Raw genomic sequence first — 13,520 nt, 5'->3', positions numbered from 1 at the left:
ATCAAGAACCACGACCGTTCGTCTGGAAGGCCGATCCCGATCACATTATCGCAGCTGTCAGGCGCGGGCACCAAACGTTGGAATCAATCCACTAGCGGAATACCACGATGGCCGCATGAAGCGTCAATGCGGTCAGGCATAGCGTCGATAGCGTGAAGATTGCGAAACGCACCATCACACGGTTCACCGTCACCTGGATCAGGCTGTGCACGATGCGCAGCGCAACATAGGTCCAGGCGATCGACAGATTGACCCCACCGCCGGTGTCGGTGAGCGCCAGAACCAGCGCGATCGCGTAGAACAGTGTCGGCTGCTCCATCAGGTGGTTGTAGTTGTCGGCAGGCCATTGGTCCTTGGCCGGAATGCGCGCGCGCAAGTCCGCGCCATTTCCGCCGACCAGGTTTTTGGTGTCGATCCCGGCCTTGGTCATTGCCGGAATGCGCCGGGCATACATCCAGAGCCACATGAGCAGGCTCCACGCGATCAGCGCGACGATTGGCGCGAGGATCGGGCTATGGTCGGTCATCGGTCAGGCTCCCGCTTATATTTGTCGGGCAAGCTGCCGCAATCGAAACGGATGCGCAACTTTTTCCGGGCGGCGCCCGGGGCCCGTGATCGGGAACAATACCCCATCGCCATCGTACTTTCCTCCAGTCCATAACGGGAGAGTTTCGAGTGATGGTACGCACATATCTGATCGGCGCGGTGATGGTTGTGTCCTCGATCACCATCGCAAATGGAGAATCCCGCGCGGCACCGCCGGCGCTCAACATGACTTGTCATGAATTGCTCGGGGGTGTTCCGAGCAAGGATGTGACGATCTACGAGTTGATCGGCACCGACATGTTCGCCACCGGCCCCGCAGGCCGCAAGAAGATCTCGACGGTCGGATCACAGCTTCGTCTCGGCACCGTGCGCGACGCGCGCGGTCCGATCGACAGCTATGCGATTCACAGTCGTAAAGGCATGGTGGTGACGCGATCGGTCTATGAACAGCGGCCGGGCCAAAAGAAGCGGTTGTTCTTCACAGACCGCTATGATTTCGCGCGCCACCGCGTGATCGGATCGGACGGCAAGGACAGCTGCCACGCCAATGGACGCTAAACCGCACCGGCCATGAAAAAGGGGCACCGGATCGATCCGGTGCCCCATCTATGCCGATCTGCTTCGGTCGGGCCATTCTCAATCGAAGCTGGCACCCCAGCGACGCTTGACCCGGTTCTTCCACAGGCCGCGATGATAGGCATCCGACGCCAGCAACGGCATGACCGAACCGGCTTCGGCAAAGACCATCTGCTCGATGCCGGTGTTAACCTTGCCCCAACTCGCCGCTTCCTGCAGCGTCGAGGACGAACAAGCGCCGTCGCGCACATCGGCGACGGTGATCTGCACGGCATATTTGTGCACCTGAACGTCGTCATGGCCGAGGATTTCGGCGCATACGACCGTGTCCTGGATGAAGTTCTTCGGCACGCCGCCGCCGATCATCAGCAGGCCAGTGGTGCCGGCCTTGATCTTGATGTCGGTCAGTTCGCGGAAGTCGGCGATCGCGTCGAGCACCATGTACGGCTTGCCTTCCTTGGCGCAGTCGACCTGATGCTTGACCAGCCCGAAGCCGGCCGAGCTGTCGACGAACGCCGGGCAGAAGATTGGCACGTCATGCTCGTATGCGAGTTTGACCAGGCTGTTGTCCTTCTTGCCGTTCTCGACCAGATATTTGCCCATCGCGCGGATGAATTCGCGGCTCGAATAAGGGCGCGGTTCCAGGCTGTTGGCGATTTCCAGGATCGTGTGGTCGCAATCCTGTAACTGCTCTTCGTCGATATAGGTGTCGTAGATGCGATCGATCAGCAGCGAGCGCAGCGTGTCGTCGTCGGGCACTTCCAGCGCCTGATAATGCTTGTGGCCAAGCCCTTCGAAGAAATCCATGTCGACGATCGACGCGCCGGTCGCGACCACGCCGTCGATCATGTTGTTGCGCAGCAACTCGGCGTAAAGGTCCATGCAGCCGCCGGCGCTGGTCGAACCGGCGATGACCAGGAAGATCGAGCAATCGGGGTCGGCAAGCATCTGGTTATAGATGTCGGTCGCACGGCCCAGGTCGCGGCTGGTGAAGCTCATCTTCTTCATCGCATCGACGATCGGGCGCGCATCGAACTTGGTGATGTCGATATGCTCGACGGTGGTCGAGAGCAGCTCGGCCTTGCGGTTCGAGAGATTGGTATCGGTCATGGTTCAAATCCCTGGCAAACTACCGTCACCCCAGCGAAGGCTGGGGTCTCTATGGGGCAGGCGGATCGCGCACCTCCGTGAGACCCCAGCTTTCGCTGGGGTGACGGCTAATGTGATATGCGGCTGTTACAGCGTGACGACGTTCGACGCGACCTGGCGTTCGTCGGCGACGTACAGCGACGCCATCGGCTCATCGTCCATGATCACCGTCTCGTCCGAGCCGAAGCCGTTGAAGGCGGTGCGCATGGCGCAGCCATAGGCCCCAAGCATGCCGATCTCGATATAATCGCCGGCCTGGGTATCGGCAGGCAGCATGAACGGGCCGGCCATGTGATCCATGTCGTCACAGGTCGGACCGTAGAAGCTGAACTCCATGTCGCGCGCGCGGCTGTCGGGTTCGCGGAGCAACTGCACCGGGAAGCGCCAGCCGATATGCGCGGCATCGAACAGCGCACCATAGGCGCCGTCGTTGATGTACAGTTCGTCACCACGACGACGCTCGACCCGCACGATCAGCGACGAATATTCCGCGCACAATGCCCGGCCAGGTTCGGCCCAAAGTTCGGACGAATAGCTCACTGGCAGGCTTTCGAATGCGCGGTGGATCGTCTCGAAATAATGTTCGAGCGGGGGCGGCTCCATGCCCGGATAGGTCGAGGGGAAACCACCGCCGACATCGATCACATCGACCGTGACCGCTGCCTCGACGATCGCCGCGCGGACGCGCTCCAGCGCATTGGCATAAGCTTCGGGCGTCATCGCCTGACTGCCGACATGGAAGCAGATGCCCAGCGCATCGGCCGCTTGGCGCGCCGCGAACAGCAATTCCTTCGCCTCGTGCGGTGCGCAGCCGAACTTGGACGCAAGGCTAAGCTTCGAATGTTCCGATGACACGCGCAACCGGACGCACAGCGTCAGATCGGTGGCGTGCTCGGTCGCGCGCAGGATCTTGTCCAGTTCCTCAAGCGAATCGAGGCTGAACGTGCGGCAGCCATATTTGAAATACGCTTCGTGGATCGCTTCCTCGGCCTTGACCGGGTGCATGAAGCACAAGGTCGCCTCAGGCAGCAGGCGCGCGACGAGCCGCACCTCGGCGATCGAGGCGACGTCGTAATGCGTGATTCCGCTGTCCCACAACACCTTGATCAGGTCCGGAGACGGATTCGCCTTGACCGCATAGAGCGACCGACCCGGAAACTTCTCGACGAAGAAGCGGGCGGCACGCGCGGCGGCATGCGGACGAATAAGCGTGACCGGCTGAACCGGACGAGTGTTGGCGATCTCTACTGCCGAACGGAGGGCGGTAGAATGGGTGGTCGCTAACCCCAGCGCGTTATGATGCTTGTGCAATTCAAGGGACCTCCAATGTCCGTAGACAAGTTCACGAAACACTGCCTTGCGGTTGGAAGTCCCATGGGGCAGCGGATGGGCGAAATAGGGTCGGCTTTCGCGGATGTAAAGCGCTATTGGACCAGCGGAGGTGACCAGCGAGGTAAAATGTGACTCTAGTGCGACAACCGACCCGGGCCGGCGTCCGCGACGCTGCGGCAAAGATCGCAGCAATATTGCCGCCATCGCCGCTGTTTGTTGCGGAAATCCGCGGAACTCCGGTGGCGTTCAAGGCCGAGTGCTTGCAGCCGATCGGCGCGTTCAAATTGCGCGGCGCGTGGCATCGGCTCACTGCAATCGACAGCGACCTGCACGAAAAAGGTGTCGTCGCTTTTTCCTCGGGCAACCATGCGCAGGGCGTCGCCTGGGCGGCGAAGCGGCTAGGCATGCCGGCGACGATCGTGATGCCCGCCGACGCGCCCAAATCGAAGCGCGACGGCACGCTCGCGCTGGGAGCCGAGGTGGTCGATTACGACCGCACGACGGAAAGCCGCGAGAAGATTGCCGCGCACCTCGCCCATGCGCGTGGCGCGATATTGGTGCCGAGTTTCGACGACCCGTGGATCATCGAAGGCCAGGGCAGCGCGGGGATCGAGGCGGCGACGCAGATGGCGGCACTTGGCATGGGTGCGCCACGGCGAGTCGTTGTGCCGTGCGGCGGCGGCGGCCTGGCCGCGGGCATCGCGCTCGGACTGCCCGATGCGACGATCACGGTGGTCGAGCCCCAGGGCTGGGACGACATGAAACGCTCGCTCGAGGCCGGCTGGGTCGAATCGGTCGGCGACAGCCCGCCACCGACGGCATGCGACGCACTGCAGACGACTCGCGTGTCGCCGCTCACCTTTGACGTGTTGTCACGGCGCGGCGTGCAAGGCGTGGCGGTCAGCGAAGCGGCGATTCGCGCGGCACAACGCTGGGCGGCGGAGAAATTGCGGCTGGTGGTCGAACCGGGCGGCGCGGTCGGGCTCGCGGCACTGCTCAGCGGCAAGGTCGTACTCGAAGAGGGAATGTTGGTGATCCTGTCGGGCGGTAACGTCGATCTAGCGGCCTATGGCGCGGTGTTGGCGGGAGCGGCTTGACCGCCGGCCCCTCCTTTCAGTTCGTTTCGAGCTAGGTCGAGAAACAAGCCCCGGAACAGGCTTCTCGACTTCGCTCGAAACGAACGGTTAGGGAAGTCAGATGAACCAAGCACTCACCGGAATCTCTGCCGCAGCGCCGGCCATCGCCATGATCGGCTTCTTCGCCTGCCTGATCAGCGGCGGCTACCTGCTCGCGACAGGCCGTCAGCGGAAACGCGGCGCACTCCTGCTGGTCATGGCTGTAGTGTTGTTGGGGAACGTGTTCGTCTGGACGATATAGCGGGCCACCTCTCATCCAACGCCTGCTTCCCAGGCGAAGGCCCGGGCCCAGTCGTGATGGCTCAGATAATTGAGCACAGCAGCAGGTACTGACGGTCACCCAACGGGGCCCGGCCTTCGCCGGGAAGAAGCTTTGTAGAATAGGCGGCTATCTAATACCGACCGACTGGCTCTGACTGTTTCGGTGCCAAGTGCAAATCCTCAATCCGACCATCTGATCGTTGCGGAGCTTACGGAATGCTGCCGTAAAGCGTTGATTATTAACAGATATATCGTAAATCTTTCGCGCGCTCAATATCCCGCAGATATGACACAATACGGTGTGTCATATCTCTCAACCGTTCAGGCTTCCGCCGGCTGGATCGATTCAAGATCCATCCTGCCCCCGCTATCGCGGCAAGTGTGAAAACGCGACCCTCAGGCTTCATCGAAACAGCGCAAGCCTATATCGGCCGGCGCTTGCATACTCACCGAATCGGCGAGTTCGGGTCGAGCCGCATATCCAGATACTTGTCCACCGACCCCATCAGCTCGGGCATCTCATGCTCGAAGAAATGATTCGCCTTGGGGATGGTGTCGTGGTGGATCGTGATGTGCTTCTGCGTGCGCAGCTTGTCGACCAGCTTCTGGGTCGCGAGCGGCGGGGAGACCTCGTCATTCTCGCCCTGGATGATGATGCCGCTGGCCGGGCAGGGAGCGAGGAAGGTGAAGTCGTACATGTTCGCCGGTGGCGCGACCGAGATGAAGCCGCGAATCTCTGGGCGACGCATCAGCAACTGCATGCCGATCCACGCGCCGAAGCTGAACCCGGCGATCCAGGTGGTCGAGGCTTCGGGATGGAAACTCTGCACCCAGTCGAGCGCCGACGCCGCGTCGGACAATTCGCCGATGCCGTTGTCGAATGTGCCCTGGCTTTTGCCGACGCCACGGAAATTGAAGCGCAGCGTGGCGAATCCGCGCCGCTGGAACGTCTTGTAGAGCTCCTGCACGATGCGGTTGTTCATCGTGCCACCCGACGAGGGATGCGGGTGGAGGATCATTGCCACTGGCGCGCGCGGACGCGGGCCTGGGGCGAAACGACCTTCGAGGCGGCCGTCGGGGCCGGGAAAAATAACTTCTGGCATGGGGACCTGCTGACAATATCTGCGCGCGCCGGTGGAGCGCTGGAATGTGCGCGCTATATAGGCAAGACGCGTCTTTTCGCAATTGGAACAAACCCGCTTGGCCGAACGCCTTTATCTTGATCATGCCGCGACTACGCCGATGCTGCCCGTGGCGATCGCCGCGATGGCCGAGGGCATGGCGAATTGGGCCAATCCGTCATCGCCCCATGCCGAGGGCCGCGCGGCGCGCGCGGCGCTGGAAGAGGCACGCGGACGCATCGCCGCCGCTTATCGCTGGCCGGGCGAAGTGATCCTGACCAGCGGTGCGAGCGAAGCGCTGGCGATCGCGCTGGGCCGGTCGGTGGCCGACCGCCGAATTATTTCGGCGGTCGAACATGATGCGGTGATCCGCGCGGCGCCTGACGCTGCGATCGTCGCCGTCGATGCCAACGGCCTGATCGACCCGGTATCGCTGCTCGAGGCATTGGCCGTTGCGGGGCGTCCGGTCGCCGCGCTGCAATGGGCGAATAGTGAAACCGGCGTGCGCCAGCCGATCGCGATGCTGGCGGCGATCGTCCATAACGCGGGCGGGCTGCTTCTCGTCGACGCGGCGCAAATGCCGGCAGGAGCCGACCCCGCCGTGATCGAGCATGCCGATTTCATCGCCATCTCCGCGCACAAGCGTGGCGGGCCGCCGGGAATCGGCGCGCTGCTGGTGCGTGATGTCGCGACGCTGCTGCCGACCGGCGGGCAGGAACGCGGTTACCGCGCGGGCACGGAGAATCTGCCCGCCGCATTGGCTTTCGCGGCTGCGCTCGACGAGTCCGAAAGCGTTGAAGGACTGGCGCCGCTGCGTGCGAAGCTGGACGATGCGATCGCCCGCTCGGGCGGCATCGTCGTCGCGGCCGGCCAATCGCGTCACCCGGCGATCGCCTCCTATCGTTTGCCCGGTCTGGCCGCGGCGACGCAGCTGATCCGCTTCGACATGGCCGGGATTGCCGTATCGGCAGGCAGCGCCTGCTCGTCGGGCAGCATGAAACCGAGCCATGTGCTCGGCGCGATGGGCTGGAGCGTCGAAACGTCTCGCGAAGTGGTACGGGTCAGCTTCGGCCGCGCCACGAGCATGGCGGACATCGATCGCTTCATCGCCGAATGGCGCGCCGTGTCACGTTCCGCGCGTAATTTTGTCGAATTGGGCGCGGCGTGATCTATCTCGATTATCAGGCAACCACTCCGCTCGCGCCCGAAGCGCTGGCGGCGATGCTGCCCTGGCTGGAGAATCAGCACGCCAACCCGCATTCGGCGCATGTGCCGGGCAGGGCGGCAAGGGCGACGGTCGAGGTCGCGCGCGACAATATCGCCAGATTGCTTCCATCAAACGGCGCGCTGGCCTTTACCAGCGGCGCGACCGAGGCGATTAACTGGGCGATAAAGGGCACCCAACGAGATGGGGCGTCGGGGCGGATCGTCACCTTCGTGACCGAACATGCCGCCACGCTCGACACCGTCGAAGCCTTGGCGCGGTCGGGGCGCGAGGTGGTCGTACTTCCGGTCCTGGCGGACGGCCTGGTCGACCTCGATGCCGCGCGCGCGGCGATCGTGCCGGAAACCGCGCTGGTCGCGGCTATGCTGGTCAACAACGAGATTGGTGTGGTGCAGCCGATCGCTGAACTGGCGGCGATGGCGCGCGCGGCGGGCGCCCTGATGCTGTGCGACGCGGTGCAAGGGTTCGGAAGGCTACCGATGCCGGAAGGTTGCGATATGATCGCGCTCTCGGCGCACAAGATCCACGGACCCAAGGGTGTCGGTGCCCTGTGGGTGCGCGAGGGCGTGGCGCTGGCGCCGCTGCTGCACGGCGGCGGGCAAGAGGCGCTTGGGCGTTCCGGCACGCTGTCGCCGGCATTGTGCGCCGGATTCGGTGCCGCCGCACGTCTGGCCGCCATGCAGGCCGAGGCGGACGGCGCGCATGTTGCGCAGCTATGGGATCGGGCGGTCGCCGCATTCGGATCGCGCTGGATGATCAACGGATCGATCGACCATCGTTATCGCGGTAACCTGAACATCCGCCGTGATGGGCTCGACGTCGCACGGCTGATGTCCGATCTGCGCGATATCGCCTTTTCCGCCGGTTCGGCCTGCGCCAGCGGCTCGGGGCGCTCAAGTCATGTGCTGCGCGCGATCGACCTGAGCGAGGCGCAGGCGCGATCGAGCATCCGCATCGGTTTCGGACGCTACACGACCGAGGCGGAGCTGATCGAGGCGATCGATCGCATCAACGGCGCCGCCGACGCGCAACGGGTCCTCGCATGACGCGGATTCGCTTTATCGCCGCCGATGATTCGGTGACGGAGGTTCAGGGCTCACCCGGCGATCGACTGCTCGACCTCGCCCAGGCTTATGGCCAGCCGCTCGAGGGCACCTGCGAAGGCCAGATGGCCTGTTCGACCTGTCATGTCGTCGTCGCTGCGGAGGATTTCGCTCGCCTGCCCAAGGCCAGCGAGGACGAGGAGGATATGCTCGATCTCGCCGCCGGCGCGACGCGGACCAGCCGGCTTGCCTGCCAGATCTGGCTCGACCAGACGCTCGGAGATTTGACGGTACGGATTCCCGGTGAGGCGCGGAACATGCAGGGAAGATGATCGTTTCGAGCCCGTGCCGACATCGGTACCAGGAGAGAAGCCCATGAAATTCTTCGTCATGATCGCCGCCGGACTGCTCAGCGCAGCCGCCATTGCCCCGACCGCCGCTGTTGCGGCACCCGTGGCTGGCACGACCATCGCTGCACAATCTGGCGAACGCGTCGTCGTTCGCGAGCGGACCACCACCAGGCGCCACTGGAGCAATAATGACCGCCGCCGTCATGGCTGGGGTACGCGTAAAGTGTGCAAGCGCACCTGGTATCATGGCCGCAAGATCACCCGTTGCCGCACGGTTCGTTATCGCCGCTGATCCCGGCTATTGATCGCGCCGCCCGACTCTCCTATCTGCGTCGCGGGAGTCGGGCGGACGTGGTCGTCGCCAACCCGGTCAGGTCCGGAAGGAAGCAGCCGCAACGATTTCGCCGCGGGTCGTCCCGGCTCCCACCGCGCGATGCGCCAGACGCAGCAAAGCTGCGGCGCGCACCGGCAGCGCGCGCGGCCGGCGACGCTGATAGCGCCGTCCGACGACGCGGCTTTGCCGCGGCGCACCTCTTCCAAATTTACCCACTGAATCAATTGATCGCGTTCCGACAGGCGATCGCCTTCGACATTCGCTGCGGGCCTCCCTAGATAGGGCTGGATGTCCGACTCCTTCGATCTCGGCGAACCGCCCCAGCCCAAAGCTGAGGTCTATCGCGTTCTCGCCCGTAAATACCGGCCCCAGACCTTTGCCGAGCTGATCGGCCAGGATGCGATGGTCACTACGCTTGGCAACGCGATCAAGCGCGGGCGGCTGGCGCACGCCTTTCTGCTCACCGGCGTGCGCGGGGTCGGCAAGACATCGACCGCGCGGCTTATCGCCAAGGCGCTCAATTGCATCGGGCCGGACGGCGAGGGCGGTCCGACGATCGATCCGTGCGGCGTATGCGAACCGTGCCGTGCGATCGCCGAAGGGCGGCATATCGACGTGATCGAGATGGACGCGGCGAGCCACACCGGTGTCGATGACGTGCGCGAGATTATCGACGCGTCGCGCTATTCTGCGGTATCGGCGCGCTACAAGATATACATCATCGACGAAGTTCACATGCTGTCGAAAAACGCTTTCAACGCGCTGTTGAAGACGCTTGAGGAACCACCGGCGCACGTGAAATTCCTGTTCGCCACGACCGAGGTCAACAAGGTGCCGGTGACGGTTTTGTCGCGCTGCCAGCGTTTCGACCTGCGCCGTATCTCGTCCGAATCGCTGGCCGCGCATTTCGCTCATGTCGCCGATGCAGAGGGCGTCGAGGCCGAACCCGAGGCGCTGGGGTTGATTGCGCGCGCCGCGGAAGGATCGGCGCGCGACGGGCTGTCGATCCTCGACCAGGCGATTGCGCATGCCGGAATCGAGGGCGGCGGGGTCAAGGCATCGGCGGTGCGCGAGATGCTCGGCCTGTCGGATCGCGGCGCGGTGCGTGCCCTGCTCGGCCTACTGTTGACCGGCGATGGAATCGGCGCGCTGGCAGCACTCAGGCGGCAATATGATCTCGGCGTCGATCCGCAGGCGGTGATGCGCGCGCTGCTCGAGGCGGTCCATGCGACCACTCTGGTCAAACTCGGCACCACACCCGAAGCAGGTCAGGCGGTGGAGGAGCGTCAGGCGCAGGAGGCATGGGCGAACGGCCTGTCCTTCGCCGCCTTGCACCGGCTTTGGCAGTTATTGCTCAAGGGCCATGACGAAGTCGCACGCGCGGCGCTTCCGATTGAAGCCTGCGAGATGGCGCTGCTGCGCGTAGTCCACGCCTCGACCTTGCCCGATCCTGGCGAACTGGCGCGGCAATTGGCGGCGGGTGGACTCGCGCCGGGCACAACCGCCCCAGCAACGCCTCCGGCGAACGCGAACGCTGCGCCAGCGAATTCTGGGGCCGGTTCGGCATTTCCGGCCGACTTTGTCGCGCTCGTCGCCTATCTCGATGATCAGGGCGAGGCGGCGCTGGCGGCGCGGCTGAGCTACAGCGCGAGTGTGGTTCGTTATGCTCCTCCCCAACTGGTGCTCAGCTCGGCACGGCCGATGCCCGCCGATTTCGTACGCGAACTAACACTCGATCTGAAACGGATCACCGACAAGCAATGGAAGGTTTCGGCGGAGGACGTGGCGGGGGACCCGACACTTAACGAGGTGAAGCTGGCGGCCGCTGATGCCGAACGCGCAGCGATATTGGAGACCCCGGTGGTCAAGGCGGCGTTCGCGGCATTCCCCGGCGCTGTGCTGGACAGCTGGACCACAGAAGTACGGAGCAACGAAGCATGAAGAGCATCGAAGACATCATGGCCATGGCGCAGAACGTTCAGGCCGAACTGGAAAAGGCTCAGGCCACTCTCGACACGATCGAGGTCGAGGGCGCGTCGGGCGGCGGACTGGTCAAGGTCCGCGCCTCGGCCAAAGGCCGTATCATCGGCATTGCGATCGACGATTCGCTGCTGGTGCCGAGCGAGAAGCAAATGCTCGAAGACCTGATCGTGGCCGCGTTTAACGATGCGCGCGGTAAGGCGGATGCGGCATCGAACACCGAAATGTCCAAGCTGACCAGCGGCATGCCGCTGCCGCCGGGGTTCAAGCTCCCGTTCTGATCCCGGAACAATCGCACGCGGTGCGCCGTTTTGCTCTCCGGGTTAGGGAGAGAAATCATGGACGAAGACCGCGTGACTGAAACCCCGCACACCACGATCATCGAACGCCGTGGCGGCAGTGGCGGCATGTTGATCGCCGTCATATTGCTGATCGCGGTCGTGATCGGCGCGATCTATCTGTTTAACCAGGGTAAGAACGACGGCATAAAGACCGATGCGATCCAGTCCGCCGCCAAGGATGTCGGCGACGGCGCGCAGAAAGTCGGCGATGCGGCGCAGAAGGCGGCAGACAAACCGGCGGAGTAGCTCGCAGAGGTCAGACGTCCTGAAGGGCAGTCACCGAAGACAGGCGTCCAGCCCGTCGTTGCGCACCACGCCGACCCACCGGCTGATCGACTTGCCGTGGCGTTTGGTGAAGCCGCGCGGCGCGATTGCCGCGCGCTTCTTGGGTAATGGCAGCACCGCCGCGATGCGTCCTGCCTCGGCCGGGCTCATACGCGATGCGTCATGGCCGAAATAGCGGATCGATCCGGCATTGACGCCATAGGTACCGATTCCCGTCTCGGCGACGTTGAGATAGACCTCCATGATCCGCTTCTTGCCCCAGAGGTGTTCGATCAGGACGGTAAAATAGGCCTCCAGCGCCTTGCGTGGATAACCGCCACCCTGGATCAGAAAGACGTTCTTCGCGGTCTGCTGGCTGATCGTCGATCCGCCACGGATACGACCACCTTTTGCATTGCGCTTATAGGCCTGCTCGATTGCCCGCATGTCGAAACCAGAATGCATGCAGAAGCGCGCATCCTCGCCGGCGATCGCCGCGCGCGCCATGTTCGGGTCGATGCGCGCGATCGGCATCCATGCCTTGGTTACGCTGTGCCCGCCCATCATGTCGCCGACCATGGTAAAGGTGATAGGCGGCGCGATGAAGCGATAGGCAAGCACCCACAGGATGGACACGAGCAGGAACCACAGCACCGCCTTGACGATGATCATGACGATCCGTCGGAACAATGAATGGCGCCTGGCGGGTCCTGTGGGAATGACGGGGCTCTCTTGTGCGGGCAGCGTGGTCGCGACGCCAGCGCGACGAACAGGTGCGCCGGAAAACGGTGCAGCGGGATCGAAAGGGTCGGGGCGCGCCGGACCGGTCATTACGCAACCGAATTGCCGGATCGGACGCGGTGAGGGAAGGGCCTTTTTTTGGCGCACCCGTCTTCCCGAATACCCCCCGCGAACGGGAGGGGACTATCGGATCAAACCGCCGCGAGCATCCTTTTGTCGCCGGCCAGGCGCATCATCGCCTTTTGCAGCTTCTCAAAGGCGCGCACCTCGATCTGGCGGACGCGTTCGCGGCTGACATTATAGACCTGGCTGAGCTCTTCGAGCGTCTTGGGGTCGTCGGTCAGGCGGCGCTCGGTCAGGATGTGCTTCTCGCGCTCGTTCAGATCGTCCATCGCCGAAGTGAGCATTTCGTGCCGCACATCGGCTTCCTGCGCGTCGGCGACGACTGTGTCCTGCAACGGCGCATCGTCCTGCAGCCAATCCTGCCACTGGCCTTCGCCATCTTCGCGCATCGGCACGTTGAGCGACGTGTCGCCGCCCATCGCCATGCGGCGATTCATGCTCGTCACTTCGTCCTCGGTCACGCCCAGGTCGGTCGCGATCTTGGACAGATGCTCCGGCGTCAAATCGCCGTCCTCGAACGCGTCGAGCTTCGACTTCATCCGGCGCAGGTTGAAGAACAGTTTCTTCTGCGCAGCGGTGGTGCCCATCTTCACCAGGCTCCACGAGCGCAGGATATACTCCTGGATCGAGGCGCGAATCCACCACATCGCATAGGTCGCGAGACGGAAACCACGCTCCGGCTCGAACTTCTTCACGCCCTGCATAAGACCAATATTGCCCTCCGAGATCAGCTCGGACACAGGCAGGCCATAGCCGCGATAGCCCATCGCGATCTTGGCGACGAGACGGAGGTGTGACGTTACGAGCTGTGCCGCCGCATCGGTATCACCATGCTCCTCGAAGCGCTTGGCGAGCATATATTCCTGCTCTGGCGCGAGGATGGGGAATTTCTTGATTTCCGACAGATAGCGGTTGAGGCTTGCCTCCCCGCCAAGAGCGGGGACCGTTGCTGGCACATTGCTGCGGTTTGCCATGATCTGATCTCCCTTAATTGGCCC

At 63.5% G+C, this 13,520-nt stretch carries 16 protein-coding genes and 1 other RNA gene; 11 read left to right on the top strand and 6 right to left on the bottom strand.

Annotation, left to right across the window (positions count from 1 at the left end; genetic code table 11):
- Positions 1-91: 91 nt before the first annotated feature.
- A complete protein-coding gene (locus ACVWZA_RS17925; protein ID WP_457312717.1) occupies positions 92-526 on the bottom strand; it encodes an MAPEG family protein in 435 nt (144 codons plus the stop codon).
- A 149-nt stretch (positions 527-675) separates the two neighbouring features.
- Here ACVWZA_RS17925 and ACVWZA_RS17920 point away from each other — a divergent pair, with 149 nt between their 5' ends.
- On the top strand, positions 676-1,104 hold the full coding sequence (locus ACVWZA_RS17920; protein ID WP_457312716.1) for a hypothetical protein: 429 nt from the start codon (positions 676-678) through the stop codon (positions 1,102-1,104).
- Positions 1,105-1,182: 78 nt separating this feature from the next.
- Here ACVWZA_RS17920 and ACVWZA_RS17915 read toward each other — a convergent pair whose 3' ends face one another.
- Together ACVWZA_RS17915 and ACVWZA_RS17910 are read right to left on the bottom strand one after the other, a co-directional pair.
- Positions 1,183-2,232 (bottom strand): 1,9-bis(guanidino)-5-aza-nonane synthase, encoded by a 1,050-nt coding sequence (locus tag ACVWZA_RS17915; protein WP_457312715.1) that lies wholly within the window; start codon positions 2,230-2,232, stop codon positions 1,183-1,185.
- 126 nt (positions 2,233-2,358) lie between these two features.
- Positions 2,359-3,582, bottom strand: a complete 1,224-nt coding sequence (locus tag ACVWZA_RS17910; RefSeq protein ID WP_457312714.1) for a type III PLP-dependent enzyme — start codon at positions 3,580-3,582, stop codon at positions 2,359-2,361.
- Positions 3,583-3,731: 149 nt separating this feature from the next.
- Here ACVWZA_RS17910 and ACVWZA_RS17905 point away from each other — a divergent pair, with 149 nt between their 5' ends.
- Together ACVWZA_RS17905 and ACVWZA_RS17900 are read left to right on the top strand one after the other, a co-directional pair.
- A complete protein-coding gene (locus ACVWZA_RS17905) occupies positions 3,732-4,700 on the top strand; it encodes a threonine ammonia-lyase (RefSeq protein ID WP_457312713.1) in 969 nt (322 codons plus the stop codon).
- A 100-nt stretch (positions 4,701-4,800) separates the two neighbouring features.
- The gene (locus tag ACVWZA_RS17900) at positions 4,801-4,980 is read left to right on the top strand and encodes a hypothetical protein (RefSeq protein ID WP_457312712.1); all 180 of its coding nucleotides are present in this window, start codon (positions 4,801-4,803) and stop codon (positions 4,978-4,980) included.
- Positions 4,981-5,446: 466 nt separating this feature from the next.
- Here the strand turns inward: ACVWZA_RS17900 and ACVWZA_RS17895 are convergent, their stop codons facing one another.
- The gene (locus ACVWZA_RS17895; RefSeq protein ID WP_034158616.1) at positions 5,447-6,103 is read right to left on the bottom strand and encodes an alpha/beta hydrolase; all 657 of its coding nucleotides are present in this window, start codon (positions 6,101-6,103) and stop codon (positions 5,447-5,449) included.
- A gap of 97 nt (positions 6,104-6,200) precedes the next feature.
- Here ACVWZA_RS17895 and ACVWZA_RS17890 point away from each other — a divergent pair, with 97 nt between their 5' ends.
- From ACVWZA_RS17890 to ACVWZA_RS17855, 8 genes are all read left to right on the top strand, one after another.
- Complete coding sequence (locus ACVWZA_RS17890) at positions 6,201-7,289, top strand: cysteine desulfurase family protein (protein WP_457312711.1); 1,089 nt, start codon at positions 6,201-6,203, stop codon at positions 7,287-7,289.
- Positions 7,286-8,392, top strand: a complete 1,107-nt coding sequence (locus tag ACVWZA_RS17885; protein ID WP_457312710.1) for a cysteine desulfurase family protein — start codon at positions 7,286-7,288, stop codon at positions 8,390-8,392. The genes ACVWZA_RS17890 and ACVWZA_RS17885 overlap by 4 nt, the downstream gene beginning before the upstream one ends.
- Positions 8,389-8,721: a 2Fe-2S iron-sulfur cluster-binding protein gene (locus ACVWZA_RS17880; protein ID WP_457312709.1), complete on the top strand. Its 333-nt coding sequence runs from the start codon at positions 8,389-8,391 to the stop codon at positions 8,719-8,721. The genes ACVWZA_RS17885 and ACVWZA_RS17880 overlap by 4 nt, the downstream gene beginning before the upstream one ends.
- A 43-nt stretch (positions 8,722-8,764) precedes the next feature.
- A complete protein-coding gene (locus ACVWZA_RS17875; protein ID WP_457312708.1) occupies positions 8,765-9,031 on the top strand; it encodes a hypothetical protein in 267 nt (88 codons plus the stop codon).
- A gap of 43 nt (positions 9,032-9,074) precedes the next feature.
- Positions 9,075-9,168, top strand: an RNA gene (gene ffs / locus ACVWZA_RS17870) — signal recognition particle sRNA small type.
- A gap of 193 nt (positions 9,169-9,361) precedes the next feature.
- Entirely contained in the window at positions 9,362-11,014 is a 1,653-nt protein-coding gene (locus tag ACVWZA_RS17865; protein ID WP_457312707.1) for a DNA polymerase III subunit gamma/tau, read from the top strand.
- Positions 11,011-11,334 carry a YbaB/EbfC family nucleoid-associated protein gene (locus ACVWZA_RS17860; protein WP_457312706.1) on the top strand — a complete coding sequence of 108 codons (324 nt, stop codon included), beginning with the start codon at positions 11,011-11,013 and terminating at the stop codon, positions 11,332-11,334. The genes ACVWZA_RS17865 and ACVWZA_RS17860 overlap by 4 nt, the downstream gene beginning before the upstream one ends.
- A gap of 57 nt (positions 11,335-11,391) precedes the next feature.
- Positions 11,392-11,640, top strand: a complete 249-nt coding sequence (locus tag ACVWZA_RS17855; RefSeq protein WP_457312705.1) for a hypothetical protein — start codon at positions 11,392-11,394, stop codon at positions 11,638-11,640.
- A 30-nt stretch (positions 11,641-11,670) separates the two neighbouring features.
- Here ACVWZA_RS17855 and mtgA read toward each other — a convergent pair whose 3' ends face one another.
- Positions 11,671-12,330: a monofunctional biosynthetic peptidoglycan transglycosylase gene (gene mtgA / locus ACVWZA_RS17850; protein ID WP_457312723.1), complete on the bottom strand. Its 660-nt coding sequence runs from the start codon at positions 12,328-12,330 to the stop codon at positions 11,671-11,673.
- A 260-nt stretch (positions 12,331-12,590) separates the two neighbouring features.
- Positions 12,591-13,496 carry an RNA polymerase sigma factor RpoH gene (gene rpoH, locus ACVWZA_RS17845; RefSeq protein ID WP_457312704.1) on the bottom strand — a complete coding sequence of 302 codons (906 nt, stop codon included), beginning with the start codon at positions 13,494-13,496 and terminating at the stop codon, positions 12,591-12,593.
- Between the last annotated feature and the right edge of the window lie 24 nt (positions 13,497-13,520).

The sequence above is a fragment of the Sphingomonas sp. UYAg733 genome, assembly GCF_054057355.1.
This window is presented reverse-complemented; position numbering and strand designations above follow the sequence as displayed.